This is a genomic window from Polynucleobacter sp. Fuers-14 (assembly GCF_018882045.1).
Lineage (GTDB): Bacteria > Pseudomonadota > Gammaproteobacteria > Burkholderiales > Burkholderiaceae > Polynucleobacter.
Genome location: NZ_JACVPG010000006.1, coordinates 1 through 25,446, shown reverse-complemented (window position 1 = coordinate 25,446; position 25,446 = coordinate 1). Strand labels below are relative to the sequence as shown.

The following is a 25,446-nucleotide window of genomic DNA, read 5'->3' as shown; positions in this document are numbered from 1 at the left end:
CGACTACTGATTAAAAGGTTTGAACTGCATTTTTAAAGCTTCCCTACCGCACTACTTCACTGAAATATTCACATCATTACTTCACCGCATTACTTCACTACGGTGCCAACTTGATTTGATAGATCTTGAACTGCCAAAATGAGTATTGCCATTCCGAACATCATTGAATATTCAAAGAATTTGGAAGTGGTATTGGCTAAGGCCAATGTACGAGCCTCAATTTGAGAAGCCCACGTCGTCACAAGTTTGGTAATGCGCTCCGGAAAATTAGCAAATCCATAAAGAGCAATAATTGATTCATTAATTTCTGGCGATGGAAAATTCATCGCTAACCCACCGTGCCGCGTGGGTGAAATTAAGGCTTCTGGCAAACTCATGCCGCCACTACGCAAGCGATGAAATAAGAGTGAAAGACGCTCTGAAAGATAAGGGCTTGCGCCTTTAGCCTGCATTTGTAGAATTTGCACATCAGAAATGCCAGACGCTAGAAGCGTAGCGAAGACCATTAGCCATTGGTAGCCCACTAAATCACGGTAGTAGCTATAAGGAAAGTGGCGCTCAGCAATGAGGCGTGTTGGCCCAATCCAACGGGGCAACGACCACAGCAAAGCCACTAATGCAGAGCCAATTAATACGGGGATTAAGAAAATCCAGGCGGAATTCACAAAGCCGCTAATAGCGTACAAGAAATGGACTAAGCCCTGGGCTTTAGCTCTTGGCACGGCAGACTCTAAGCCTGGTATCACAGCGCTTGCCAGATACCACAGCACCACGCAAGCAATGAGTAAATGCCCCACAGTGCTTGAGAGTCCTTGACGTAACGTCTGTTTTAAGCGAACACTGCGTTCACGCTGCTCCAAAATCAGTGAGAGTGCAAAAGGCAATTTGCCGCCTAGCTCACCCGCGCTAATGATTGCGAGTTCTTCGCTACCCACTAAACCCTCTAGGCTTTCAGAGAATTTTTTACCGTTTTGTAGTTTTTGAATAATCAGCAAAATGATTCTGGCATACGCATGCTTTTTGGTGCGCAGCATACGATCTCTAAAATGCACTAAGGCTTTTTCTAAAGCAATCTCATTGCCTACCTGGTCAACTAAGTGCTGATAAAACGGTGCCCTGATTTTCCAGTCTAATTTACTTTTTTTACCAAGCCGACTAAATGTCCCCTGCAATTGCTGGGGCAAGAGCCCTCTCAAGCCTTCGAAATGTTCAGCTGCAAGGGATGCCGCTGCCGACCCAGTTAAATAAGCTTGACCACGCTTAAAGATTCCCATTGGTGAGTTGTCCGGAGAATTGTCCATTAAGCAGCCAATTCAAGAGCTTTGGAGCTAACGGGGTTAGGCTTAACTAAGTCAACGGTTTTTTCTACTGCGCGAGGATCAACCTCCCCGGCAAAAACCAGACTCAATGCTTGCTCCAACAAAGGCCGATCGGAATCGACTCTAGCGCGGTAATTTTTACGCGCAACGCTTGTGCCATGATTGACAAAATCGTCCATCAAGGCTTCGTCGCATAAAACCACTTCCGCAATTGCCACCCTTTTGGCTTTGCCGGTGTAATTGCAATGCTGGCATCCACCTTCTTTCTCAAGGTAAACCTGGTTCAGATCACCCCAAGTTGTTAATGCAGACAGAAGGCGTGGCTCTAATGTCAGGCCAGTATCTGCCGCAGCCTTTAAATGAATCTTGCAGTTGGGGCAAGCCCTTGGGATTAATCGCTGCGCGATCAATCCGCGAATAATGGTGTGATCACAAAACCGTTTACGAGGCAATAAAACTGGGTCCATTGTTTCGATGCGATCGATCGCCGCAAATGGATCGGGGGTATGCAAGGTTGACCAAGCTTGGTGACCCGTTAAGGCTGCCTCAATAACGGAGGCAGCAACTGCAGGTCCGCGAATTTCTCCTAAAAATAAAATCTTCGGGGCCATGCGCAACGCACCGCGAACCAAGTTGGCATATTCAATGCCTACCTCTTCATCGTTTTTGGCGTTGGTAATCACCATCTGCACCGCCCAAGGCATCGGGTTTTCAACTGGGTCTTCAACGGTAACCTGGCGGTTATAGGGCTTGATTCTGGCTAGGTGTTGCAAGATCTGAAATAAAGTGGTGGTTTTGCCAGATCCCGTTGGCCCCGTAAACAGGACAACCCCCGCCGGGGTATTCATCAAAATATCTATTTTGGCTATTTGCGCTGCCGAGTAACCCATCTCCGCTAAGATAAATTGGCCAGCAGGCCTTTCTGGGTAAGCCAGAGGTGGAAGGTTATCTTCTTTTTTGTGGCCCGCTAGATACTGTAAGCGGATGGTCATAAAGCCGCCGCCCTGCGCTCCTAACGAAAACGCGGGGCCCCTAAAAATGCGGCAAGACGATAGCTTGCACTCTGGCGGGAATTCAGAGCCCGAGATTTGCGCATTTTGATAAGTGAGCTCTTCATACATTGCCGCCTTGGTTTGCGCTATGCCTTGAAAAATTGCCCTGGCAATAGCGCCACCTTCATTGTGAAACACTGTCAAAAAGTGGTACAGATCGCCGCCAATTTCAAACTGCACATCCGCATGGGTACCGCGCATCATGATATGAATATCAGATGCCCCATATTTGCTAGCCTGGGCGATTAGATCGAGCGCATAGTTGCGCACCAATAACTCACTCTTGTCGCCACCAATCGCCTTTTGCACAAAACCTTGTTCGCGCAATTGAGCGATCTGAGCGATTTCACAAAGTTCTACCGTGATGGAGCCATCATTGCGCTTGGTTTTCTCAAGCCAGCTCATAAAGTATGGGTGGCCTGAGGTGCGCAGATCCGTAAAGACGGTTTTAGTCTTCACATCTAGCGCAACCTTGTCCAAAAGTCGAAGAGGTAATAGCTCAAACTTAAAGCCCATGGAAGGTCTTTGGCCATTAAAAGAATTTAAAACTGAGTGTCTAGTATCCATAAACCATGCCCTCTAATTTGTAACCTGCGCTATCAACCAAACCGCTAGAAAGATGACTCATTCGCATTCCCGGTACGCTAGAAAAATCAATAGCAAATGGCGCTGTAGCACTCACCAAAGTAAAGCTTTGCTTTTGCAGCTGCTTAACTTGAGAGGCGGCGTTACTGACTTGTTGCGCCACTTGAGAAATCTGCCCTGGTAAGCTGTTAGCCGGCGCATCAGTAGGAGTTGTCAGCTCTAAGCTCATGCCCGTGCTTTGGGCAATAAATCGCAATGCCAAAAGATTGCTTTGTAGGGTGCCAGGTGGAGGGGTAGAAGAGTTATTCTGACCAGCGCCAGGCATAGTACCTACCCCAAAAGACAGGGGCAGTGTTTGTGAAATGTTGGCGCCATCATTGCTAAGCGCTCCTTCTGGACGATTTTTTACTGTGGCACCAGGCGCTAATTTCCACTGAGCTAGCGCTTCATTATTCTGGCAATCAATTCCCACTAGCTTCCAACCCAATTTCGTCAGAGGTAATGCGTATACCGTATCTTTGCAAGCAGTAAGCCAGGTATTGGGCATGGGCGCATATAAAGGCGCTAATGCTTGGTCAGCCATTTTTTGCAGTTGAGCGGCCTGCACTTGAGCAGCATGAATGCGTGCTTGCTCCTCTTTTTGCAGTGCGTGCCAATAAAAGCCACCACCCACGAGGCCAGCGCAAAAGAGCCCAAGCGTAATGCCCTTCCAGGGCAACGCCCTACTAACCCCAATGGCGTTAACTGGCACAAGCTTACTTTTAGCAATAACACCGCTAGCTTCGCGCTGGGCAATATTGCCAAGCAATTCATTGAGAGCGCTCAAATCCCCTTCTACACTCTTCCAGTCTTTAAAGCCTGCATGCGCTGAGCGCACTTCATCTATCTCTTGTGCGGTACCAATGATGTCGCCATCAGGCAAGATGGAATAACCATCTCGAACGGCAATGTACCAATACACTCCATCACCCAGATGAAACATGCCAAACCAAGGCTCAGCTACGGCGCTTGCCAGGCGCGCAGCAAGGGAGTAAGTCTTATTCGATTGTTTGGCTAATTTTCCGTCACCATCATAAGCAAACCCGGCTTGCACTGCGAGTTCGCTAATCCGCAATGCGTAAAGATTGGCGCCATAATGCTGCGCTTCTGTCTTGATTTCGCTAAAGTTGGGCGCTGTATCAAAAGCATTCCACTGCATGCCAAGATACCAACGAGTTTTTCCAAGTTGGAGAATCATTTAAGTAAACTCTCATTAGTCGCTTGACCCACTATTTTGAGTGGCGCACTCGTTTGCCCAGGAACCCGTTGGCTTGGCGTGCAATAAGGATTGACTTCATTTTGGCGGTTGCCTATAGATAGCACTATATCTATAGGCTCTACATTTATGGCATGGCAGATAATTCCGACCATATGAAGTGCTTCAGTCATATCAGGAACATTCACAGTTCCGCCACCGTCAAGATCTGCGTAGTAGTTATGAGGCTCGCCAATAAGAAAAGTAATATTTGCCTCAATCCCATCAAAGAAATCAAGAGCAAGCCATTCGCTATATTGCTCTCGATATGCCCATAGTCGGGCTGCAATCTTTTGACCATTGGTTTTAGCCTGTAAATCACGGACGACTGTTTTCGCCCAGTCGTAAACGGGACTTAAAGTTTCTGTAAAACCGCTAGCAGGAAGACGGCAACGCTCAGCATCTTCTATTCGTGGTTGATTGGCATACTCTTTTTCCATAAAGGCCTGCTCTTCAGGCGAAAAGTCCTGAGATTCTGGTTGGCAAATTTCTTGGTTCATTTTTCCCTTGTTGATAAGAAAATCAAAGTTAGTGAAAGATTGAGGGTTGCTCAAGAGGTGCTTTAGGGTTAGCTTCCTGATGCACTTTTGCCGATATTTCGACTAAAGAACCATTCGCTTTTTTTATAGACCCCAATTTATAGGTGCTATCTAGAGCAACAACCGTGTTTGAAATATGATGAAATGTTTCAACATCTGGCAATTGAATTACCCCATCGCCCCCATGAAATTCGCCCAAGCTTTTTAATTCTGAAAGCGTGTAGTCAACATCCAGAACCATGAATTGAGATGGAGAAGTGCTAGCGGGTCCAAGGCTAAGCAAAACCCGATCCCCAAGAAAAACTTTTTGGGCAATAGCATCATTTTGGATGCTACCGTCAGGCCTAATGGTTGTGGTAAAGCCCGTAAGGTAATGCGGGGTGGTGCTATTTTCAACGAGGCTGGCACGTCCATCTGCAAGCCTTGTCTCTGAATAAGCTATTCGCTCTTTTCCATCCTGATGGATGGAAATGCCAACGGTATAAATATCAATGCTTTCCTCTGATGAAGAATTGGCATAGGAATGTCCAGCAAACAAAGCGCTAAAAATAATGCCGATACAAAAATGTTCCAAGCGTAATTTTTTAATCATTCTTATTGCCCCATGACAAAATCAGAGTTGGCGCTATTACCAACCAAGGGTATAGATCGTTTAGCCTTACCCGAGCCAAACAGCACTTCATTTGGTGTGATGGCGCTAACTACGCCATAGCCATCAATAACAGTTCCTACTGATGCTGTAATAGTCTGACCATTTGGCATTAAGACATTGGCGCGGTAGTTATTCTCACCACCGGCAATCATTAGTACGCGAGGACCTCCCGCCGCGTGAGTTGCGCCTGTGGTTTGCGCCGCATTCGGATTTGTTGTTCCAGGAATGCCTGGAACGCCACCCACTTTAGTAATTTTTTCTTTCAGTTCTGCATTCTTTAACTGCTCAGCAAGCATGGCATTTTCAGAACGCATTTTTTCCAGATCCCCCAATGTTGGGGCGGCCCAATCGACAGGCTTTTGAGGACTAGTAACTTCGGGCGTATTGCTAGCCACCGGTACGGATGGTTTAACGTCTGGAGTATCTGTAGATGCAGAGGGTTTTTTATTCGCTACCGTTGCTGTGCCATCGCGACCAGGCTGTGCTACGGGCTTTACAACCTCTTCATTCTTAGCCAACCCTGAAACTTCAGGTTTGGCTGTAGCCGGCGGGCTAGCTGAAGTACCAGGGGCTAAATCCATGACCGCCTTAGCATCAGTTTGCGCTTCAGTGGGGGTAAGTCCACCCGACTGAATAACGCTCTGAGGCATCTTTTGAGCAGGCTTATCAGCGCTACTAAAAAAATACATGACGGCACCAAGACTGGTAGCCACCACCATAACAAGCGTAAACCCAATGATTTTATTTTTGGAAATAGAAGTTAATTTCATTACAGTACCTTCGCAGTAACAACAATGGCCACAATCTTTTTGCCTGAGGCGCTATCAAAACCACCGCCTAGCAAATAAAAGAATGGGGACAAAACACCGTTGTTTTGATTAGAACCAGTGTCATTAGCAAGACTTGTCAACAGCAATGCATCACCAGGGGTTAATGTCACTGTGTTTTGAATCGTCGTTGTGCCAATGTCCGGGGTTTGGATAGAGGATTGATTTGATCCAGAACCGCTGGTGATGGTTTTAAGGCTGTTAAGCACGCTGTTGGTCATCGACATACCCAAGACCACCTTACCGTTAATGATTCTAGGAACAAACATCGCGGTAAATCCGACCGTAAAACTTCCTGGAGTCAGTGTTGTAGTTGAGCCCACATTTGCTGTGTTGGTGGTGCCGCTCTGCGCCAAATAGCTTTGCTGCTTCGCATCTTGAATGGGGGTTGGTTGACCATTCATGGCAATCGCTTGCTGATGCAATTTTTGAGTGACCTTACCAATAGTTGACAAAGCCTTTACTGCGGCAGTCGAGCCAGCATAATTAGAAGAGTTAATCACGCTAGCCCCGATGTTCATCGCGGTAGCGGCACCAAGGACAGTTGGGGCTGAAATGCCTGCGACGTTAAACCCTAAATTACCAGCTGATTTAAAAATGACGTTCGGGTTCCAGCTATAGTTTTCTTCACTATCGACTGCAACCGTATAAATATCGATGTCAATTTGAATTTGTTGTGACAGCTGATCGGAAAGCGTCTTAACCCACTGCTCCATATGACGCACTTCAGCTGGCGATCCGGTAACCGTAATAGAGCTTGCTGCCGCATTAACGGCCACGTCCGCTCCTTTGCCAACGGTTTTAGCTGTGGTCTCTATATCCTTCCAAAGATTAACGTCGTAGTGCGTTACGCTATCAGCGCCTGATGAGCTTGTTGCAGAGGCGGAGGCGCTAGATGCGCTGCCCGAGCCAGAGCCGCTAGCACTTGTAGAGTTGGTGGTAATAGTTGATTTACCGCCAAAGGTGCTGGCAATCGTTGGCAAATAAAAGGTTTTAGACTCGCTACGGAAAAAGACAGCCTTGCCATCAGAGAATTTCCACCAAACTCCAGTCTTTTGAGCCATCTGATCCAAAAGACCATTTAATGTTCCCTCGTATGTCAAATTCATAGGAATCTGAAGCGGCAATCGCACTGCCGATTGCATGGCATTGCCTGCGCCAAAGTTTTGATTAGCTAGAGCCACAGGTGCGCCAGCACTAGGAGCCCCCAAAGGCGCAGGCAAACCCATTGCGCTTGCACTGCCTGCTCCAGAGCCAGCCAATCCAATTGTGCTGGGAATAGCACTTGGCATTGTCATGCCTTGGCCAGCCGTACTTGTGGTATTAATTTGCAGGCCCGTTAAATCTACGGCCAGTCCAAATTCTTCACTAACCCAATGGGCAACATCAGGCAGCAATACAGCGCGACTAGGCTTATAAACCACCTTCTTTTTAAGAATTGGGGAGAGCTGTTCAGCAACTGTAATCTTCTCGCCGGCAAGGTAAGCGTTATTAGATTTGCTAATAACTGGTCTTGCTGGGTCAACCGCTGATTGCTTTGCAATCTCTGCTTCGTACTGCGCTTGGTTTTGATTATTTTTTGCCCCAACAAAGCCAGAGCAAGCGGATACCAAAACACATAACGAAAGCAGGCTAAGCCAAAGCCTCGCTTTTTTAACAGATAAAAGGATATTTTTCATTGGATTGTTCATTGAGGGGTTACTCCTGGGCCAGTAATGACTAGCGTTTTGTTAGCGGTGTAGAAGCTGGCATGTATCAGAACGCCATTAGAAGAAAGTGTTTCAATGACCTTGGCAGCAGCAATGTCAAAATTACCAACGAACTCTGAATTAGCTGGAACCATCCAATCCTTATCGAGATGCCACACTAGCGACCAACCCGATTCTTTAGCCCATCGAACCAGTTCAGCGCGAATGGTCTCTCCTTCTTTTAGATACCAGATAGGTGTCGGGGCCTCAACTGATGGAGCAGGCGCGCCATCAATAAATGCCTTTACCTTCTCGCTAACCAACGTAGAACTGCCATCAGTACGAATCGTGGTAATTATTTGCTCCGAACCAATGGCTGCTTTGGTGATTGTTAGGGAGTTATCAGCCGATAAATACCATTCGAGCTGTAATGGGTGGAAAATCTCATCGAGAGCCTGCCCGACGGTTCCATTGACCACTTTCCAGTTAACAACCTTAGTCATGCTTAAGTTGTTGTTTAGATAAATTGCGCTAACCGTAGGCAATAATTTTTCAAGGGCCATGCCGACCGGCAACTTGCCAGAACCAGTATAGGGAGCCATATCAAGCGTTGGCTCTGGCGCTTTCGATATTGCCGCAGGCTTGCTATTGGATCCAGCAAAAACAACATTAGAGCTGCCGAGCGCACTCAATGCTGCCAACAGGACCATAGAAATACCAAATCCGTTTTTACGGCGTGATTTGATTGGTGAACTCATTACCTTCAGACTCCTTCGCGTTGAGGCCATTTAGTGCCCAGGGATTTTTGATTCTTAGAATTGGGCCACCAAGCACTTTTGCAGGTCGCACAGCGGAAATACGGCTTATCGGCCTTAGTCTTTAAGGTGGCCGTAGGCGTCTTGCAAGAATCACAGCTTGGGCCCTTAGGGGCTGGCTTGGTAGCTTTAGATGGCTGGGAGGTTGCGCCCTGAGGTTTATCTTCGAATCGCTGGCCAGGCTTACCGGTGTCATTAGCAAATCGTGCTTGACACTCTATGCACGCGTGATAAGCATTCCCGGCCTTGCTTGTGCGTTTTACGCACTTACTGCCGCCGCAAGCCGGGCATGCGCTAAAGCTAACAGTTGAAGGATCTATAAACGATGAGTTTAGTAGCGCACCGCATAAAGTTGTTGCAGTTTGCTTTACACCTTCCATGAATGAATCTAAAGTAAGGCGGCCCACGGCGATGTCGGCCAATGCATCTTCTTGCAAGGCAGTAGTAGCTGCCTGAGCAAAAATGGCTGTCTCACTACTTTTTCGCAACCATTCGATTAACTGCAAGCCTTTAGGGCTGGCAATGAGATTCTTGCCTCTACGATCAACATACTCTTTTAGAATTAGAGTCTCTAACATGGATGCCCGTGTCGCCTCTGTTCCGAGCCCAGAGGTTTCTTTTAGCCGAGCCTTGAGCTTGGCATCAGAAATCAACTTATGGACTGACTTCATGGCAGCAATTAACGTGCCATCGGTGTAATGCTTAAGCGGTGCAGTCTCTTTACTGAGAACTTCAGCTTTGGTGCAAGTAAATATTTGACCTTTTGTCATTAACGGCAGAGCGCCACCCTTAGAAGCGAGTGGATCTTCGCCTTCGTCACTATTTTCTTGCTCTAACTTAGTCCAACCAGCCTCAATAACATGACGGGAGTTCGCAGCAAAGACTTTTGAAGAGTCGGAGACTAGTGCAAAAACTGCTTGTCTGGTCTCAAAGGCTTCTGGAGCCATAAAAAGACGTGTAAAGGACTTCTTAATAAGTTCAAATACTTTTAAGGCAGCAGGATCTAGCGCAACATCTTCTGGCGAGAGGCCTGTTGGAACAATTCCATGGTGCGCTTCAACCTTTTCGGTATTCCATGCCGCATGCTTTCTTTTGGGATCTACGCCAGCATTAATAAGGCCTAAAGAGCCTAGGATTTCAGCGGCTTTGGAGAACATCTCACCCGGCAAATAAGAGCAGTCTGTTCTTGGATAAGTTGTTAGCTTGGCCTCGTAAAGGGCTTGGGCAGCAGCCAGTGTTTGGGATGCAGATAAGCCATAAACATTACTGGCAGCAGTTTGCAATGTCCCCAGGCTATAAGGCAATGGAGCGCTACGCGTCCCAGATTTAGCTGTAAATTCAGTAAGCTCTAAATTGGCACCAGTAGCTTGCAGGCCAACAGATTGGGCAATAGTGCGATCCAATAGCAAACCATTTTCATTAAGCAAATCCTCTGGAATTTGCCACCCTGCAGTGACATTGCCAACATCGCCACTTAAAGACACATCCAATAAGTAATGATCTTGCTTTGTGAAGTTCCGAATAGCTATGTCTCGATCAACAATCAGGGCTAAAGTTGGCGTTTGCACTCTTCCAACGCTCCAAGCACTTTGTTCACCCATGGCCTGCAAATTACGGGAAAGGGCTATGGAAGCATTGAGTGAAATAAGCCAGTCAGCACGCTGCCGAGCAAGTGCAGAATCATATAGTCGGCTGTAATCGCTATTGGGCTTGATTTTGGCTAAAGCCAACTTAACGCTCTCAGCATCAAGACTAGAAAGCCAAAGTCGCGTTGTTTTGCCATTCCAGCCCAAGAAAGGGAAAAGCTCATCAACCAGAAGCTGCCCCTCTCGGTCTGCATCACCCGCATTAACAACTTCGTCAGCCTCTTTGAGAAGACCTTTTATGACCTTCACTTGGTCGGATGCCTTAGGTCTAGGTGAAAGCTTAAAAGTGTCAGGAATTACCGGAAGGTGGCTTGACAATACTTTTCCACCTTCTACGTAATATTCTGGCAACTCTTGCTCAAGCAAGTGGCCATAACACCAAGTAACCTTGGTATTAACTGATGGTAGATCGTAGAAACCCGGGCCTTTTTTGCCGCCACCCAAAGCATCGGCAATGGCAGCGGCTACAGAAGGTTTTTCGGCAATGATGAGACGCATATAGGTATATTCCAAAAGTGGCTATACCTATAATGCGCAGGGCGTTCACCCCACTTTTTAAACTTAATTACGACCAAAAGGAAGGGGGTGAACCCCCTTTCCCATCCTTCTTTTTAAATTACTTAGTACTGTGAAAATTTCATTAAGTACTAATACCCAACCTTGAAAACCTGAGACTGGCCATAATTGCGTTCAAAGTGCTTTAAAAACACTGTTGCTAACTGAGGGTTGTTCCAGTTCACCAATACGTTTTCAGAGTTCCTAGAAGCTGCTGCAGCACTGTAGTTAAAAGAACCGAGCTCTACCGTATTGCGATCCACGATTAAAACCTTGTCGTGCGCAATTGGATAGATTGAAATAGTGCGCACATCCGCGCCAGCGGTTGCCAAAGCAGACAGTGCAGCCCTAGATTTACCGGAACGGTCCTCAGTTACGTTGTCCCTGTAATCGACGACCATGCGAACTTGCGCACCCCTTTTTTGTGCACTCAAAAGAGCATGGGTAATTGGCGCTGACGTAAAAGAATACGCCATCACCAAGACCTCTTTCTGAGCAGAATTAATCGCCTTGATTACTAAGGCTTCACTTCCCTCGTTAGGACTAAAGGCAACCTCTAGCTGGCCCTGGGCAGGGACATTGAAAGCCTGGCTAAAGGCAGCTTGCGAAAAGCTGCAAGCTGCTAGCGCGGAAATTAAAAAAAGCTGCCGAAACTTAAGCATTAACTTCCTTTTGGCGCATCTTGATTTCTTCAACGCGATTAAGCGCCAATGACACGGATTCAGCCTCAACATGAACCTGATACTTATTGGATTGATTCTCCTTATCCTGCCAAGTTTGAATGTGGAGCGCACCCTTGACAACAACTCGCATACCCTTTGAGAGTAGTCGCATTGCATCTTCTCCCAAATGCTCTTGCCAAATCGTGACGTTTACTGGCTCAGATTTATCTTCATCCTGAATAAGAGAATCGCCCTCTTTTTTATAAACATCAGCCCAGACACGTAATTCGGTAATTTTTCTACCCTCCCCTTTAACCTGAACTAGACGCTGCTCTGGATCTTGCAATAAATTGCCTTTAATTTCTGCGGAAATTGCCATGAAAAACTCCTTTTAATAAATTAAACAAAAAAACCAGCCTTTATGGGCTGGCGTATAGCTATCGACCCAAATCTAAATCCTTGGCTGCAGGTCTGACTACCCCTTTGCCCTGGTGGTAATTCACGGAAATATCTTTATTTGATTTAGGAACTTGATTGAGATCCGCTACCTTATGAATTACCGCTTGCGACTTTCCCGTTTGTTGAGCAGAGTGGTATCCGATGTTGCCAAGGGAGGTCCCACTATATTTACCGTTCTCTTTTGGCTCAACGGCTTGTGCCTTATCGCCCATGTGCGCCTTAACAAGACCTTCCACATCATGTCGGCTCACACCCATAGTTTTAGCAATGCCTGCTTCGACTTGGTTTTTAACTTCGGACAACCCATGGACGGCGGCAAGATCATTAAAGTCAGATCCCTTTGCGCCCAACATGTCCGGGTAGATCACTCCGACCTGATGCTTTTCCGCAGCAATAGCGGCATGCTCTAAGCCTACGTTGTGCTCTTTACCTCTATCGTTATCTGCAGCAATAAAAATGGGATTAGTTGGGAACCTCCCCTTTAGACCCGCTACGACTGGATCAAGGTTTCCGCAATCAAAAGCAATAACAACCGGCTTGTTTGTCGCCAAGGCAACACTAGCTCCAGTGGCATAGCCTTCGGCCACGAAAATCGTTTCGCCCTTAGGGATTTCTTTTAATGCATCATAGTTGGCTGAAAAGTCTTTGATTTCTGGTGTAAGAGTAGGAATAATTGCATGGAAATTACCCTTCTTTTCACCCCCTTTAACGAATAATTTATGCTCACCCTCTACCGCTGGAAGCGTTTGCAAGGACCTCAGGTTTCCTGAAAAATCACGTACTGGAACAATTGCCTTGTCGCCGTCAAACTTTATGCCGAAGGCTGGGACAGCCTTACGTACAAGATAAGGGGTTAACTCTTCCGAAGGAGAGGGAGGACTTAGCTTATTCCACTTATATTTAGAGTAATCAGCAGCCTTAGCGTGCTCAGCAATCAATTCTTGAGCGCGTAGCTCTTTGTTGATTTGGGTTTGCGCTTGTAAGTGTGCACGTTGCTCAGGAGTCATAGCAACTCCTTTCTGGGTCCACTTTTGCGTTACCCCTGTCGAATGATTTTGGATAAAACCGCTGGGCTTGCCATCCAAGTAACCAACGTAAGCGCCATCTTTTGATTGGGGTCCCTTGCCCTCAACTGGCACACGATGCATCTTGCCATCCATGATTGGCAGACCATCGAGAACCAAACCATTAGCCCGTAATGCGTCACCAAACTCAACTTCCGGGTTTGACGCTCCAACAGGAGGTACCGCATCTTGTTTTGGCAGCCACTTTTCTAGCTTACTTAAATCAACTCCTTTAGGGGCGTACCAAAATTTATGCTCTTTATCCCAACGAGCACCCGCTTCCTTTGCCGCTTCTTTGTCTTTAAAGCTAACGGCTAAAACGGTGTTTTCTGAGGCGATATTGTTTGATTGAGGATTGCTAGGCAATTCATTGTTAGGCGACACCAAGCCAGAGGTTTTTTCCCTAATAGAGGCATTTTTTGCCCGCATATCATTGTGGCCCTGGGACCAACTCAAATGCTCCTCAGAGCCTTTCTCGTAAGGATTTTCAGAATACCTTAACCCTTGTGCAGCGGCCTTACCACCTTCCTTAAAGAATGCTTTTGGAGCGATCGGTAAGGCATTTTTATCGCCAGCAAACAGCGCGGGGAACTTTTCTTGGAGATTTGGATATTGAGATAAAACAGTTTCTGGAGGCATGCTAATAGTACGTTGTGAGGCATCTGTAATGCCTTGGCCACGCTCTAAGTCATTTTGATATAGGGCGTTGTTAACGTGCATTGCATGCACATCGAAAACCGCCCCTAAAGCATCAGAGGCATCAGAGAGGGCATGGCCACCTAAAGCAGTGACTTCAAATTTTCTGCCATGATTTTCTAATGCAGTGACTTGAGCAATTTCTGAAAATTCCTCAAGCGTTAACTCATGGGGCTGTTTTGCCACCTCATTAGCAATACCCTGCTCCTGGGTGACTTCACGCTCTTGCTCAAGTCCAATCACATACTCCGTGATCTTCTCCGCTGCAGCTGCAGCCTTAAAAATTTCATTCTTGTCTTGCTTAAGAACCTCAACCCAAGAAGCAACATACGAAGCATGGTGCCCGGGGTCATGAGGAATACCTAGACGATCGGCTAAGAAGTAGCTTGCAATCTCTGCTCGCAGTTCTTCTTTAGCGTAGCTTACGCTACCGTAAGCGCCAGTTAAATCACGATCTAGCCGACTGCTGTGCCCAGTCCAATGCCCAAGCTCATGCAAGGCGGTACCGTAATAAGCCTCGCCAGTTGGAAACTGATCCCGCCCTGGCATATGTATTGAATCATTGCTAGGACGATAAAAAGCCCTATCAGCTTGTTCATGGGTGATTGTTGCGCCAGAGGCTTTAAGAATTTGCTCCGCACGCTCTTCCGGGACCCATTGATAAGTGCGCTCCGTTCGAACCAACTCAGGCACACCACTCATTTGCTCCGCATTAAAAACCACTGCGGAAAATACCTTAGGCCGAGGCAAGGTGACATTAATAGTCTCAGGTTTTCCGTCAGAACCAATGACAGGCGCTCCGGAAGCATCAAGCTTTGGCCGCTGCTCTGAATGCTTCCAATATTCAATTTGAGAGCCTTTTTCGCCCTTATTGACTTGGTAGCCCGCTGCTAAAGCCTGTTTATAGGTCATCCATCTTGGATCGGTGCGCCCTTCTAGCGTAAGGGCTAGATTATTGATTCCTCTATATGGGTTGCCCGTAATTGGGTTTTGAGGCATTAAATCCACTCTTGCATCCCATGGTTTTTGCCATGGGGCAATGCCCGCTTCAAGTTGATCAATGAGTTTATTGGTTAGTCTGGTGCGGAAATCTTCCTTTAAAGGCTGCTGGAGTGCTGGAGCGGCATTGTCAGCACTCAAGCCAGTCACCCTTTCTTTGACTGGATCCAGATCAATTGGAATCGTGATTAATTGGTCTGCCGTGTAATTCCTCAAAACTTCAATGCTTGTTATCTCAAATGGCTTTTCACCATTTTCACTAATTCCAGCTACCGAAAATACACGAACGCTGGTGTTTAACTCATTCTCTAGATTGTGAATGGCCAGAAGTTGCGTGCCAAACTCCAAAAGGTCTCCGCCTGTAATTTCTGGCCGGACTTCGATCTGATTATCTGTAGCCATGACTAACCCCCAACTCGTGCGTTAACAAGTGGATTTGCCAATATCATTTTTACATTGGCATTAGCCATTATTGCCTTTGACATTTCATCGGTGAGGGCTTTAAAGCTTTCCATCGAAGCGGGGGAAACTACAAGAGCGGACATCCCCGCACCGCCGTCAGCATCAGGATCCTCCTGCCCAACAGACTCCAAAGCATCTCCTTCACTAATGGCGTCTTCGATAAATGCATACGGCAATACGTCCTCCGGGGTATCTGCGGACTGATTCTCTAAATCATTGGCCATAAAGGCTCCTTTAAAGATTGAGGGTTTTGAGCCGCTTAGCGGGCTTATAAGTAATGCGCGGGGCGTTCACCCCCTGAACGAGACGCGCATTACAGGCATGGCTTTAATCGACCTAATGCAGACCTGCGCCCCCTATGTGGCTACCTCGACCATGGCGGCGATCATCAAACACGAGTCCGGCGGGAACCCGCATGCCCTTCATAACAACACCTTGGGCAAATCCATCCAACCAGCCTCCAAAGAAGAGGCGGTCGTGCTAGCCACCCAAATGATCAAGGCTGGGCAATCAGTCGATATGGGGCTAGGTCAAGTCAATAGCCAGCACTTGGCCAAATACCAGCTCACGGTTGAGCAAGTCCTTGACCCGTGCACGAACCTCAAAATTGCTCAGGACATCTTATTGAGCGGATGGAAGAGTTCAGGGGGTAGCCTGATGGGCACTCTTTCTGCCTATAACACTGGTCAGGTCAATAGCATCAAAGGTCTTAAATACGCCAGGGAGGTCTTTGCCCAGGCTGGCAACCTAAATTTCGTGGCTCGCCCAGGCATAGCCTACGCAGCGCAAACACCTATGGTGAGCAGCTTGACTCCAAAAGGATTTAGCTTATTTACAAGGGCAAAAGATGAGTGATATTAGTTTTGAATGGATAGGCTCCATCCTTGGAATTGGTGGGGCATTTTTAGTCGCCATCAATGGTAGGTACGCCAGTTATGGATGGATCTGTTTTTTAATGGCCAACATGGTCATGATTGGCTTTGCGGTAGAAAGCGGTCTTTATGGGATCCTGACTCAGCAAGTGGTCTTTATGGCCACTAGCGTAATAGGCTTATGGCGATCATCCACCTGCTTGAAAAAATAGCAGCATGTCAAAAGCGGCCACAACTCTGCTCTTTAAGCCAATCCCTCAGTTTGGTGACGATACGGAAATAGGATTGGTGTATCGAAAGATATTCGAGGAAATCCTTGTTCCGAATAATCTGATTGGTACCGACTACTGGGAAGACGATCAATATAAATACTATAAAAATGGGGGTTGCAAGATCCGCGTCAATAAAAGAACGGGTAAGTACAAAGGATTGGAATTTGATGTCGTCACACTCACATTTAAGGAAAAGGTTGGCTGGCAACGCAGAAACTTTGCTCTCAACAGCTGGGGTAGCGGCAATTTTTATGACTACTACTCGCTCATTTATGACTTAGTTATTTTGGAGTTAGAAGCACCCGGAAGGAGTGGGATGTTTGGGGGTTTTCCATTGAATAGAATTCAGAGCCTTAAAGAAGATGGTCGTAGGAGCCCAGCGCATGCGCTTTCTGAGTGTGCCAGTTATAAATTTAGGACAAAGAAAGCAAATATTTCGCATTACTACGCCTTAAATCGCTTTTTATACCCAATAGAAGAAGTGACGTTGGCTAATCGGATTTTTGGCTATAGCAATGTCACGCTGGCAAACCTAAGCGCCATCTCCCATCACCGCGCAATAGCGGCGGCCTATAAAGAACTCCCGCAGCTAGCACCGCTCTTGCGTTACGTTGTCGATAGCAAGTACACCGATAACGCCTCAGCCATGCTTAAGGAAAAGCTAATTGGTCATGGCCTGTCCCCTGGTGGTTGGCGTTATTTAGTGAATCAAACGGCAAGGTACAACGAATGCTTTACATTTCGTGGCCATACTATTTACCCAGCAATCCCTTTGATCAATTTAATGGCCAAGGCAACTATACGACTGCCGTTTGGGTTGCTGCATCCAGTCATTCGAATGCTAAATGACGCTCCAATTCTAAATGAGGCACTTATAGATGAATATGACAATGGGATCAATTGCTGTCTTGCGCCTAGGCATGAGAAGCACATGATTAGGCTGCTCAAGGCTTTAATTGAGGATCCAAGAAAACAGAAGCAAAAAATCAACGAATTTCAAATCATCTTAGACTGGGTTTTGAATTTACCGGAAGACAGGCTGCTATCAAAAGACATGACTCTGCAAACCATGAGAACTCGTACCGACCAATGGCATGAACAATTAAACCAAGCAAAACGTGAGGAGATGGCTGCCGACAAATGGGACAATGCCTTAATTAAGTCAGTAGCCATTGATGGCTATCAATTTACTGCGCTAGAAAGTGAGCTTGACCTTTATGATGAAGGAAAGGCCTTGCATCACTGCGTCTCAACGTATGCACCATCTGCAAAAAGCGGAAGCAGCCTTATCTTTAGTATCGACGGTAAAGAACGGGCAACCTTAGAGTTGCATCTTGATAAAAGAGTTGGTGCTATTTCCGTGAGGCAGATTCGTGGCCACTGCAATGCACTTGTTGACGCCAATACCGAAAGAGCCTGCGTGAAGCTAATGCGTCTATATGAGCAAAAAATTCTGGGTTTTGCGTGACCACTAAGCGCGGCAACTTTAAGAAGCCCTTTGACCAAGCGCTTTTTCTATTTTCTGATCAGTCTTAAATTGGCTCAAAGCATATACGGCCCAGATGGTTGCTGGGAGCCAGCCGATGAGGCTAATTTGCAGTAGCAAACAAAAAATCCCCGCAATCGGTCTACCTATCGTAAAGAAGGTGAGCCAAGGAAGAAAAAGGGCAATAATCAAGCGCATAGAAAGAATCTCCTAAGTTGTAAAACAACAAGGGCCAAGGCCCAACAACCAAAGATTATGCTTTGTCAATTCGGTACCTAGGGCTTCTACCGACCGAAATCCAAATCCTTCTTTGGAGCCTTATAAATCTTAGGCTCAGACTGCTTTGCAAGGCTTACAGCACTATTAATATTATGTTGCACGGCCGTCATATTGCCGATGTAACCACCGACAGCCTCATTGGCGCGTTTTTCAATCGCGGAGGCATTCGTGCAACCAGAGCGTACTAAATCAACAATGTCCTGCTTATCATTATCGGACAAGCGAGAAATCTTACTCACGGCCAAATCCACGGGTGATAACAGATGAACCTTAATAAATTCAAGGCCCATATCCAGTGGTACTGAGTCCTTCAAATAATCTTCATGCATCAATGCAAAAGTTGAGTTGTAGTTGGTGTCAAAAAATAGGGTTTGCACACCCTTCTCACCCATGTCGACCTCTACCGCCAAATCCTGCGGGATGAGTACGCGAGAACTAAATTCAGCATCCACATCATAGGTTGATCGGGCGGCGGTATAAAAGTGTGCTGCAACCCCACCAGCAACAAATACGCCAAGTGGTTTAGAGAGCTCTAGACGGGTTTCCAATTCATGCAATAGTGTCACTACACCTTTTGCAAGCGGGGTGTCAGTATGCAAGATAATAGGTTTATTACTCACGCATGAACCCCATACTTAAATTTGCTAGACAACATATCCCGTAAACGGGGAAGGCTCACTACCCAGCGATTGCGTATTACTTGAGCGCTCTGAACCAGCTCGCCTGGATGGCTATCAAAATAAACCGTGGCCACTTTAGCTAATTTTGTCGCGTGATTTGGGTAGGTCGATTGCAAGACTAAACTCGCCACCCGAAATACATTAGCCTCTTGGGCATCCGCAGCCTTATCCAGCCGTCCAAGTGAAACAGCGACACACTTATTTAAGATCAAGTCTTCTTGATCTCTTGGGGAGGTATTCGTTAACGCATTCATAGTGCAATCCTACATGAATAAAAAGGTAATCATCAAAAAAGTAGTCCGATTTAGGCAATTAAAGAGTCTAAGTAAATCAAAGTCTTACGAGCTTAATGGACGAAAATAAAAAAATCCGCAAAAACTCGTCAACTAACCACATTAGTAAATCACGTTCGCCCTGGACAACTTTGTTGCCCACACCCATAAAGGGTGATGGACAATCGGCAAGCCGATACCAAAGTATGCCCACCGCTCATCGACACCTGACGCGCGTGCCGTGGATAACGATGAGACCGTTAACCACCGCCCTGCTTGCCTTACAAACTTTAACCTAAAGCCTTCAATGCAAAGCCGTTCAGTTTGCCAATTCTGCAACTTTCGCATTTATGCCAGCAAACAACACCAAAGTTCAGTTTGAAATCAATCGTCAGGAAGTGGCGCTTGGAACTTTGGCGGAACATCTGGGACATGTTTAAAGCACCCCTCCACCCCATGCTCTGCGGTTTGCCGCTTTTGGGAAAAGCCAGTTACCTGATGTACACCATATTTAACTGTTTTAGGTCTGAGCAATATCTCCTTCAGCGGCTTTAAAAAAGAGATTGAAGTAGGTTTAAGTGCCTCTGTGATAACTGCCGCGTAGTTGGCGATCGTCTGTCTGGCCAACTTACTAAAACGGCTAATAGCTGCTTGAGTAACTGCTACCCCTTCACGCTGTAAATGCCGCACAGTTGCTCTGATCTTGGCCTCGGTAGCCTTACGCCTTTGCTCATGCGTACGTAGTGCTGAGAGACGTTTACGCTCTTCTAATGGCAGCGCGGGGTCTAGGCGCATAACTCCTCTATGACAGCGACCGGAGCCGGTATAACGCTCCCATGTCCACCTAGCTACTGACTTAACAGTAGCCTTTAGAGAAGACTGAGAAAGGTTTTGGCAAAAGCCAAGGCCATAAAAACTATTCTTATTGTGGGCAAAGGCTTCCAGCATTCTGGTAAAGCCCTCAAAGGTTCCTTGCGCTTGCTCGTGCTTCACAATGCTGTAGGCATAGTGACGAAGCCACTCAAACATGATGCAGTGGCGTGAATGCGAAACCAAATCAATGTTAGGATTTTTCGCCCAGGGAGAAAGTAGCGGAAGATCCACGTAATCAGCCAATTGACCAAGTTCATATTCGTGGTTATGCAACTCTGTTGTAGCCCACCAAGGATGCCCTGGCGTTTTCGCTACTGGCCCACTATGAAAATCAATATCAGCCTTTAGCTTTGTGGCCATAGCTGAGTAAATCGACTTCATGTAATCAATCGGCTTGGTTCTAGCTTCTAGTGAAGTGCAAACCGGTTTGATTGCGTAATACAAATGAGCGCCCCGTGACTTGCGATTCTGGACAATCAGATTAGGGGCCGGAAGGCCTGAGTCTTCCCAGATAGAGGGGTTGGCATGATCAAGGTCAAAGATCAGCCAACTAACCATGTCCCGGCGATTAATTTGCATGTACGGAAATCGCACTGCAAGATGTCTGGGACGCGTAAGCGTAGCCGTTTTATTATCTGAAACCCGTGGATAAAACGGTGCTTCAACCAATACACGATTCAGAGCGCCCCCTTGTTCAAGAAAGCGCTCGTTACCAGATTGGTAAGCGTCAGCGAGGGCTGAGAAGCGTGTCAATTAGTTGCCACGCAAAATATCTTGCAGAACGCCTTCACCACAATAAGTACTTCCTGTTCGCGTGGGCCCACACTCACACCCTTCGCTTCTAAGCAGATTAATCTCACGCGAAAGATCTCGATTGCGCTTGATTAGGTCGTCGTTTCGCTTAGCTAGCTTACTTACCTGACTACTCATTTCCCTCATCTGATTTTGGAACTTTTGGGGATTGCCAATACGGTTCAGGGTCATTGCTAACGTACAAATTTCAGCGTATTGGTTATGGTCGTGCCGCCACACATCTTCTTTTTGTAAGTCACGCAGAAGATGCCCGGCGCGCACCTTAAGGTGGCCACGCGTGTTGATCTCCACCAACCCCCATTTCAAAGGCAACTCACCCGTTTGAATGATGCCTTCTGGAGCAAGAAAATAACGATAAGTTCCCATTCCAATTGCACCGTCGATGCGGTGCGGTTTGCGCCTGTCAGCCAGAAAATCGGCACGGGAAGTTTTAACTTCGACAACCACCGATCCACCATGCGAATGTATATATGGTCTCCAGCCAATAGCATCCGGGATTTCACTGTTGATCCAGTTCGCTGTTTCCGAAATGGCAACAGTGCAGCCGGGACCGGTGCGACTTGCTGGGCGTTGAAGCCAAGCAACAGCTACCGCGCAAAGCTCTCCATGATTCAATTCCATTATTTATCTCCAACTAGAAAGAATGCGTGTAGCATTAATAAAAATCCGAAAGATCTGCACCAATTGGCAGATGAGACTTGATAGCTTTTTTGATCTTGGCGATGCCCGACTTTTCAAGATTGAGTACAGTCCCCCTGCTAACGCCGAGAGCCTTTGCAACCTCTCTGACAGTTGCACCACCAGGGCAACAAACCGCATCATTGATGCCATGAGCCGGGGAAATAAATTGTTTGGAGCTTTGAGGTTTAGTCATTACTGCTTTCCTCCATAAAATGAATTGCGGGAGAATTTAGTGGCAGGACGTGCCATGCCTTTTTAGGGCTTAATGGAAAGTCATCTTTCGATTGAACCGTTTTGGCGCTGGCGGATAACGCCCAGGAGTGAGCATCCATTGCGCTCAAAATCGCATCACAAGTCGATGGATACACACCGGTGAAGGTTTGTTTTTGATTTAAGCCGGTTACGGTGACTTGAACTTTCATTTCAAGCCCCCTTCCGCGGCTAAATTAGGGGTTATTACGCTCGATGTAGTGGCCATAGTTTCCTTTTGTGCAAAAAAGATTTGCAAAGAGAAACTACGAGCAGTAAAATTTGAACCAAGCTGTCCAGGCTATTAGTTTTTGTTTTACTTGCTCGCAGTAACAGAACCCGCTTAGGCGGGTTTTCTTCTTTTGCAGGATTGAAAAAAATCACTTCAAACCTTTCGGCTGAAATTTCTGAGTAATCCGCTTGTGAAGAGTCGTTTTGCCAATACCTGTGTACTTACTGATGGCTGCAAAAGACATTCCTGAAAACCAAAGTGATTCCTCAAGACTCATATTTGCCGTTAATTGCGCGGTTTCCGGCAAATAACATCCCGCCTTTATATCTTCAAGCTCTAGAAGCTTTTCCAAAGGCGTGGGACTCACATCCTCAAGAGTCTCCAAAATAAAATCTGTTGTCTCATTTGCGGCCTGCTGTGATTGAAAATGCTCATGTTTTGCAAGCCCCCATAAGCAGCCCATGATGTACTGCTTTTGAGACCCTTTTTCCCGACAGAAACTACTTGTGCCTGAAGCTATAGACCAACATAACAGCCTAGCCTCCTGGCGCACATCATCAATATCAGTACGAGCCTTTCTTGCTACACGGGATAAATCGAGTTGAGAAAGGGATTGATAAAGCTCTAGGTATCCATAGCTCATTTCGCAGCCCCCGCAAATGCCTGCCCTGCTTTTAGGCACATTTCTTCGGTTATCTGCTGAGAAAGAGGGGTTTTGTTAAACAGTTGGCATCGAACTGATTTTGGAAGATTTAGAAAGTGGGCAATAGCGCGATCGTCTTGCAGGCGGCCCAGACTTCTTAATACGGGAAGAGAATCTTTGCAGGCCTCTGGAATTGGAGGGATACTGATCTCGGGAGGAGCCAAATCAGGCCAATGTAACCAGTAATCATTGGGTCTTAACTCCTGCCTTGTTACCACGCGCTGAGTTACTTTTTCAATTGCCACGCAGGTTTTAGTTGGTATAGGTTTAGGGGCTGCTTCGCGTATGTAGGAAGAAATGTCCGACGGATAGCCATTTATTGCTTTTGCCAAAGCAGAAATAGCCCCATGACCTTGACTCGAAAGATATTCATTTAGTTTCATAGTTTCCATAGTGTAGTCATTGACTATGGTTAATGCAATAGTTTTTTGCTACACCATGCAAAAGGCTATATAAAGTGAAATGTTTATATGAAAACTTCAGATGAAATGCGATTGGCCAACCTCGTTGAATTGGTCAAAAAGTATGGGGGTGTAACCAACCTAACCAGGGCCCTTGGAAGATCTACCCGCGACAACACCCTAAATCAACTACTTAATAAGTCACCAAGTAGTACGACAGGAATGCAAAAGCACATGGGCAATAAGTTGGCCAGGGAGATAGAAGAGGCCTTGGGCCTTGAACGGGGGCACATGGACAATGACCATGAAATTGCAAAACAAAGCTTAGAACCGCTTACAGAGACCCTGCAGAGATACGAAATGCTCTCCATAGAGCAAAAGGGGGTAATTAAGGCAACGATGATCCAATTAATAGAGGCTATGATCGGAGCGCCGAGTAAGGAAAAAGAAAAGTCGAGGAACGCTGCATAGTCAAAGGAAATATTTATTTTGTGAATTTTTAATTTGTATAGTTAATAGCTATTGTTTTATCTATAGTTAAATGCTACATTTCTTCATCGTCCCACGGAAATGAAGAAATGAGAACTCAAGCGGTTACACAAAATCAAGAGATTGATAAATTAGTACTCCAAAGGCTAGAACAGTTAACGAGTGCCGTTACCTATCTTGCGCAACTAACTGGCGCCAGGTTAAATAGAACTCAGCTAATGGAGCGATTTGAAGTGAGTAGATCAACCTTAACTAAACTTGAAAAAGATCCAGCATTTCCAAAATCGATAAAAGGAAAGTGGTGTATTTCAGATATATTGGAGTGGGAAAGGTCCCGCTAAGCCTTATGTTATATGGCTCTATGTAGTGCTTTCTGTAAACCGATATATCCGTTAAAGCGTTAAAGAAGCAGGTAAAAACTAAAGAGGAGAAGTTGAGTGAAAAAATTACTATCTTGTTTTTTGTTGATTAGTATTTTTGTAGGCTTATCAGCCTGCGGAAAATCAGATGAAGAAAAACAAAAGCAAGCGCAGCAGCAATTAGGTCGCGGACCCTTGACTAAGGGTGGTTTTTAACCCGCCCTTTCCAGCAAATAAGGCATAGGAAATAACATCTAACGGAATGATGGAATCTCCAAAGTCAAAGCAGTCTACTAGCGCGACATTCTTAATGCCAAGTCTTCGGAATTTGGGTTGTAATAGGTCAAAGCCCTGGTGGTGCTAGCCCACCCAAAAACCTTGCAAAGATCTAGGACGTGAAGCTTTTGTGCAAGTCTGGTGGCCGCCGTGTGGCGACTGTCATGAAAAGTAAACCCCTCAAGCCCTGCCCTTGTCCTCGCCCTTCTAAAGAGTGCGTCTAGAGTTTGCGGACTGACACTAAAAATGCTATCACCATCAAATCCGCGCATACGTTCAATCGTTTTAAAAGCTGCCGGTGTTAATGGCACCGTCCGACCGGCACCAGTTTTACTTGTGTGCAGCCTAGCGCCGGCAATACTAATATCCGGCCACTTTAAGGCGCACAACTCTCCAGCACGCATTCCCGTCTGCAGGGCCAGTAAAAAACAATGCGCTATTGAGCAACCTACTGAAGTTACTCGACGCTGGTACCCCAATGCTCGAAGAATGCCCCTTATCTCCTGCCCCGTGATAATTCGCTCACGGTGTTGACCTTTGGGAGGCTTGCGTACGTCAATGCAGGGGTTTTTATCAACCCAAAGCCACTCTTTACGGGCAACTTCAAAAACAGAGCTTAAAAGCGTCATTTCACGCGCTACAGACGTTTTATTAACCTTGAGCAGCCTTGCGTCACGCCATGCGGCAATATCGCTGCTATTGATTGAATTAAGCTTTTTATTACTGTTCAAGGGGTAATGTAGTGGTGTTTGAAATGCGGCCAGCCGAATGCGCTCCCACCGCTCACCTTTTTTGTTGGCCGACACCTCCTTGGTATAACGGTCAAAAGCATCGGCTAAAGTTTTAATTTCACCGCCTTTACCTCGGCCCAAAAGTCTTAACTCGGTAGACCTTCTAGCGGCCCAAATGGCTGCCTCGGACTTAGTGTCGAAGGTGCCAGATTCTCTACACGCGCCGACCATAAATTGAATATGCCATTTCCCGTTAGAAGTCTTTTTTGGAGTGGCCATTGCCTTGATGTGTGTTTTGTGACTTAGTAAAAAATTTAGTAATTTTTTAGCAGTCAAGTTACGAAAAGTTACTAATCTGTTTCGTATTTTATTTGTATTTTAGCCTGATAGGCTTATAAACACGAATAGTTGGCAATTTGTTTCCCAACTATTTAGTTTTTGTGGTGCCTCGGGGCGGACTCGAA

General features: G+C 46.3%; 28 protein-coding genes. 5 read left to right on the top strand and 23 right to left on the bottom strand.

The genetic code is table 11. From position 1 onward, the window contains the following. Positions 1-89 precede the first annotated feature (89 nt). From ICN40_RS04845 to ICN40_RS04785, 13 genes are all read right to left on the bottom strand, one after another. A complete protein-coding gene (locus ICN40_RS04845; RefSeq protein ID WP_216242539.1) occupies positions 90-1,301 on the bottom strand; it encodes a type II secretion system F family protein in 1,212 nt (403 codons plus the stop codon). Continuing rightward, positions 1,301-2,938: a GspE/PulE family protein gene (locus ICN40_RS04840; RefSeq protein ID WP_216242537.1), complete on the bottom strand. Its 1,638-nt coding sequence runs from the start codon at positions 2,936-2,938 to the stop codon at positions 1,301-1,303. The genes ICN40_RS04845 and ICN40_RS04840 overlap by 1 nt, the downstream gene beginning before the upstream one ends. Further along, positions 2,928-4,193 (bottom strand): type 4b pilus protein PilO2, encoded by a 1,266-nt coding sequence (gene pilO2 / locus ICN40_RS04835; RefSeq protein ID WP_216242535.1) that lies wholly within the window; start codon positions 4,191-4,193, stop codon positions 2,928-2,930. The genes ICN40_RS04840 and pilO2 overlap by 11 nt, the downstream gene beginning before the upstream one ends. Further along, entirely contained in the window at positions 4,190-4,750 is a 561-nt protein-coding gene (locus ICN40_RS04830; RefSeq protein WP_216242534.1) for a hypothetical protein, read from the bottom strand. Before ICN40_RS04830 ends, pilO2 begins: the two co-directional genes overlap by 4 nt. Positions 4,751-4,778: 28 nt before the next feature. Further along, positions 4,779-5,381 (bottom strand): hypothetical protein, encoded by a 603-nt coding sequence (locus ICN40_RS04825; RefSeq protein WP_216242531.1) that lies wholly within the window; start codon positions 5,379-5,381, stop codon positions 4,779-4,781. Positions 5,382-5,383: 2 nt separating this feature from the next. Then, positions 5,384-6,211, bottom strand: coding sequence for a type IV pilus biogenesis protein PilP (gene pilP / locus ICN40_RS04820; protein WP_216242529.1), 828 nt, complete (start codon positions 6,209-6,211; stop codon positions 5,384-5,386). Next, a complete protein-coding gene (locus ICN40_RS04815) occupies positions 6,211-7,959 on the bottom strand; it encodes a type II secretion system protein GspD (protein ID WP_216242527.1) in 1,749 nt (582 codons plus the stop codon). The genes pilP and ICN40_RS04815 overlap by 1 nt, the downstream gene beginning before the upstream one ends. After that, entirely contained in the window at positions 7,956-8,714 is a 759-nt protein-coding gene (locus ICN40_RS04810) for a toxin co-regulated pilus biosynthesis Q family protein (protein ID WP_216242525.1), read from the bottom strand. Before ICN40_RS04810 ends, ICN40_RS04815 begins: the two co-directional genes overlap by 4 nt. 5 nt (positions 8,715-8,719) lie before the next feature. Next, positions 8,720-10,915: a DNA topoisomerase gene (locus tag ICN40_RS04805; RefSeq protein WP_216242523.1), complete on the bottom strand. Its 2,196-nt coding sequence runs from the start codon at positions 10,913-10,915 to the stop codon at positions 8,720-8,722. Between the two features lie 149 nt (positions 10,916-11,064). Next, on the bottom strand, positions 11,065-11,634 hold the full coding sequence (locus ICN40_RS04800) for a phospholipase D family protein (RefSeq protein ID WP_216242521.1): 570 nt from the start codon (positions 11,632-11,634) through the stop codon (positions 11,065-11,067). After that, positions 11,627-12,013, bottom strand: coding sequence for a single-stranded DNA-binding protein (locus tag ICN40_RS04795; protein WP_216242520.1), 387 nt, complete (start codon positions 12,011-12,013; stop codon positions 11,627-11,629). Before ICN40_RS04795 ends, ICN40_RS04800 begins: the two co-directional genes overlap by 8 nt. Before the next feature lie 58 nt (positions 12,014-12,071). Then, positions 12,072-15,254: a zincin-like metallopeptidase domain-containing protein gene (locus ICN40_RS04790; RefSeq protein WP_216242517.1), complete on the bottom strand. Its 3,183-nt coding sequence runs from the start codon at positions 15,252-15,254 to the stop codon at positions 12,072-12,074. Between the two features lie 2 nt (positions 15,255-15,256). Beyond that, on the bottom strand, positions 15,257-15,538 hold the full coding sequence (locus ICN40_RS04785) for a hypothetical protein (RefSeq protein ID WP_216242515.1): 282 nt from the start codon (positions 15,536-15,538) through the stop codon (positions 15,257-15,259). A gap of 97 nt (positions 15,539-15,635) precedes the next feature. Between ICN40_RS04785 and ICN40_RS04780 the strand changes: the two genes are divergently transcribed. Genes ICN40_RS04780 through ICN40_RS04770 form a run of 3 tightly spaced genes read left to right on the top strand, consistent with a single transcriptional unit; the run spans position 15,636 to position 17,926 of the window. Beyond that, positions 15,636-16,169, top strand: coding sequence for a lytic transglycosylase domain-containing protein (locus ICN40_RS04780; protein WP_216242513.1), 534 nt, complete (start codon positions 15,636-15,638; stop codon positions 16,167-16,169). Beyond that, positions 16,162-16,398 carry a hypothetical protein gene (locus tag ICN40_RS04775; protein ID WP_216242511.1) on the top strand — a complete coding sequence of 79 codons (237 nt, stop codon included), beginning with the start codon at positions 16,162-16,164 and terminating at the stop codon, positions 16,396-16,398. The genes ICN40_RS04780 and ICN40_RS04775 overlap by 8 nt, the downstream gene beginning before the upstream one ends. 4 nt (positions 16,399-16,402) lie before the next feature. After that, on the top strand, positions 16,403-17,926 hold the full coding sequence (locus ICN40_RS04770; RefSeq protein ID WP_216242510.1) for a PcfJ domain-containing protein: 1,524 nt from the start codon (positions 16,403-16,405) through the stop codon (positions 17,924-17,926). 18 nt (positions 17,927-17,944) lie between these two features. Here the strand turns inward: ICN40_RS04770 and ICN40_RS04765 are convergent, their stop codons facing one another. The 9 genes from ICN40_RS04765 to ICN40_RS04725 form a co-directional block, all read right to left on the bottom strand. Further along, positions 17,945-18,142 (bottom strand): YqaE/Pmp3 family membrane protein, encoded by a 198-nt coding sequence (locus ICN40_RS04765; RefSeq protein WP_216242509.1) that lies wholly within the window; start codon positions 18,140-18,142, stop codon positions 17,945-17,947. 86 nt (positions 18,143-18,228) lie between these two features. After that, a complete protein-coding gene (locus ICN40_RS04760) occupies positions 18,229-18,843 on the bottom strand; it encodes a DUF6036 family nucleotidyltransferase (RefSeq protein ID WP_216242508.1) in 615 nt (204 codons plus the stop codon). Then, a complete protein-coding gene (locus tag ICN40_RS04755) occupies positions 18,840-19,157 on the bottom strand; it encodes a hypothetical protein (protein WP_216242507.1) in 318 nt (105 codons plus the stop codon). Before ICN40_RS04755 ends, ICN40_RS04760 begins: the two co-directional genes overlap by 4 nt. Positions 19,158-19,559: 402 nt before the next feature. Next, entirely contained in the window at positions 19,560-20,801 is a 1,242-nt protein-coding gene (locus ICN40_RS04750; protein ID WP_216242506.1) for a replication initiation protein, read from the bottom strand. Next, positions 20,802-21,476: an adenylosuccinate synthase gene (locus ICN40_RS04745; protein ID WP_216242505.1), complete on the bottom strand. Its 675-nt coding sequence runs from the start codon at positions 21,474-21,476 to the stop codon at positions 20,802-20,804. A 40-nt stretch (positions 21,477-21,516) separates the two neighbouring features. Next, positions 21,517-21,735 (bottom strand): sigma factor-like helix-turn-helix DNA-binding protein, encoded by a 219-nt coding sequence (locus tag ICN40_RS04740; protein ID WP_216242504.1) that lies wholly within the window; start codon positions 21,733-21,735, stop codon positions 21,517-21,519. After that, positions 21,728-21,964, bottom strand: coding sequence for a hypothetical protein (locus ICN40_RS04735; RefSeq protein WP_216242502.1), 237 nt, complete (start codon positions 21,962-21,964; stop codon positions 21,728-21,730). Before ICN40_RS04735 ends, ICN40_RS04740 begins: the two co-directional genes overlap by 8 nt. A 207-nt stretch (positions 21,965-22,171) precedes the next feature. After that, a complete protein-coding gene (locus ICN40_RS04730) occupies positions 22,172-22,666 on the bottom strand; it encodes a hypothetical protein (protein WP_216242501.1) in 495 nt (164 codons plus the stop codon). Further along, positions 22,663-23,109 carry a YdaS family helix-turn-helix protein gene (locus tag ICN40_RS04725; RefSeq protein WP_216242500.1) on the bottom strand — a complete coding sequence of 149 codons (447 nt, stop codon included), beginning with the start codon at positions 23,107-23,109 and terminating at the stop codon, positions 22,663-22,665. Before ICN40_RS04725 ends, ICN40_RS04730 begins: the two co-directional genes overlap by 4 nt. 87 nt (positions 23,110-23,196) lie before the next feature. Between ICN40_RS04725 and ICN40_RS04720 the strand changes: the two genes are divergently transcribed. Then, positions 23,197-23,598, top strand: a complete 402-nt coding sequence (locus ICN40_RS04720) for a hypothetical protein (RefSeq protein WP_216242499.1) — start codon at positions 23,197-23,199, stop codon at positions 23,596-23,598. 455 nt (positions 23,599-24,053) lie between these two features. Further along, positions 24,054-24,191 (top strand): hypothetical protein, encoded by a 138-nt coding sequence (locus tag ICN40_RS04715; RefSeq protein ID WP_216242498.1) that lies wholly within the window; start codon positions 24,054-24,056, stop codon positions 24,189-24,191. A 77-nt stretch (positions 24,192-24,268) separates the two neighbouring features. Here the strand turns inward: ICN40_RS04715 and ICN40_RS04710 are convergent, their stop codons facing one another. Continuing rightward, positions 24,269-25,261, bottom strand: coding sequence for a site-specific integrase (locus tag ICN40_RS04710; protein ID WP_216242497.1), 993 nt, complete (start codon positions 25,259-25,261; stop codon positions 24,269-24,271). Positions 25,262-25,446 lie beyond the last annotated feature (185 nt).

Excerpts from the sequence above, each read along its gene's own strand:
- ICN40_RS04845 (WP_216242539.1), bottom strand. The coding sequence starts at position 1,301 with ATGGACAATTCTCCGGACAACTCACCAATGGGAATCTTTAAGCGTGGT.
- ICN40_RS04840 (WP_216242537.1), bottom strand. The coding sequence starts at position 2,938 with ATGGATACTAGACACTCAGTTTTAAATTCTTTTAATGGCCAAAGACCT.
- pilO2 (WP_216242535.1), bottom strand. The coding sequence starts at position 4,193 with ATGATTCTCCAACTTGGAAAAACTCGTTGGTATCTTGGCATGCAGTGG.
- ICN40_RS04830 (WP_216242534.1), bottom strand. The coding sequence starts at position 4,750 with ATGAACCAAGAAATTTGCCAACCAGAATCTCAGGACTTTTCGCCTGAA.
- ICN40_RS04825 (WP_216242531.1), bottom strand. The coding sequence starts at position 5,381 with ATGATTAAAAAATTACGCTTGGAACATTTTTGTATCGGCATTATTTTT.
- pilP (WP_216242529.1), bottom strand. The coding sequence starts at position 6,211 with ATGAAATTAACTTCTATTTCCAAAAATAAAATCATTGGGTTTACGCTT.
- ICN40_RS04815 (WP_216242527.1), bottom strand. The coding sequence starts at position 7,959 with ATGAACAATCCAATGAAAAATATCCTTTTATCTGTTAAAAAAGCGAGG.
- ICN40_RS04810 (WP_216242525.1), bottom strand. The coding sequence starts at position 8,714 with ATGAGTTCACCAATCAAATCACGCCGTAAAAACGGATTTGGTATTTCT.
- ICN40_RS04805 (WP_216242523.1), bottom strand. The coding sequence starts at position 10,915 with ATGCGTCTCATCATTGCCGAAAAACCTTCTGTAGCCGCTGCCATTGCC.
- ICN40_RS04800 (WP_216242521.1), bottom strand. The coding sequence starts at position 11,634 with ATGCTTAAGTTTCGGCAGCTTTTTTTAATTTCCGCGCTAGCAGCTTGC.
- ICN40_RS04795 (WP_216242520.1), bottom strand. The coding sequence starts at position 12,013 with ATGGCAATTTCCGCAGAAATTAAAGGCAATTTATTGCAAGATCCAGAG.
- ICN40_RS04790 (WP_216242517.1), bottom strand. The coding sequence starts at position 15,254 with ATGGCTACAGATAATCAGATCGAAGTCCGGCCAGAAATTACAGGCGGA.
- ICN40_RS04785 (WP_216242515.1), bottom strand. The coding sequence starts at position 15,538 with ATGGCCAATGATTTAGAGAATCAGTCCGCAGATACCCCGGAGGACGTA.
- ICN40_RS04780 (WP_216242513.1), top strand. The coding sequence starts at position 15,636 with ATGGCTTTAATCGACCTAATGCAGACCTGCGCCCCCTATGTGGCTACC.
- ICN40_RS04775 (WP_216242511.1), top strand. The coding sequence starts at position 16,162 with ATGAGTGATATTAGTTTTGAATGGATAGGCTCCATCCTTGGAATTGGT.
- ICN40_RS04770 (WP_216242510.1), top strand. The coding sequence starts at position 16,403 with ATGTCAAAAGCGGCCACAACTCTGCTCTTTAAGCCAATCCCTCAGTTT.
- ICN40_RS04765 (WP_216242509.1), bottom strand. The coding sequence starts at position 18,142 with ATGCGCTTGATTATTGCCCTTTTTCTTCCTTGGCTCACCTTCTTTACG.
- ICN40_RS04755 (WP_216242507.1), bottom strand. The coding sequence starts at position 19,157 with ATGAATGCGTTAACGAATACCTCCCCAAGAGATCAAGAAGACTTGATC.
- ICN40_RS04740 (WP_216242504.1), bottom strand. The coding sequence starts at position 21,735 with ATGACTAAACCTCAAAGCTCCAAACAATTTATTTCCCCGGCTCATGGC.
- ICN40_RS04735 (WP_216242502.1), bottom strand. The coding sequence starts at position 21,964 with ATGAAAGTTCAAGTCACCGTAACCGGCTTAAATCAAAAACAAACCTTC.
- ICN40_RS04730 (WP_216242501.1), bottom strand. The coding sequence starts at position 22,666 with ATGAGCTATGGATACCTAGAGCTTTATCAATCCCTTTCTCAACTCGAT.
- ICN40_RS04725 (WP_216242500.1), bottom strand. The coding sequence starts at position 23,109 with ATGAAACTAAATGAATATCTTTCGAGTCAAGGTCATGGGGCTATTTCT.
- ICN40_RS04720 (WP_216242499.1), top strand. The coding sequence starts at position 23,197 with ATGAAAACTTCAGATGAAATGCGATTGGCCAACCTCGTTGAATTGGTC.
- ICN40_RS04710 (WP_216242497.1), bottom strand. The coding sequence starts at position 25,261 with ATGGCCACTCCAAAAAAGACTTCTAACGGGAAATGGCATATTCAATTT.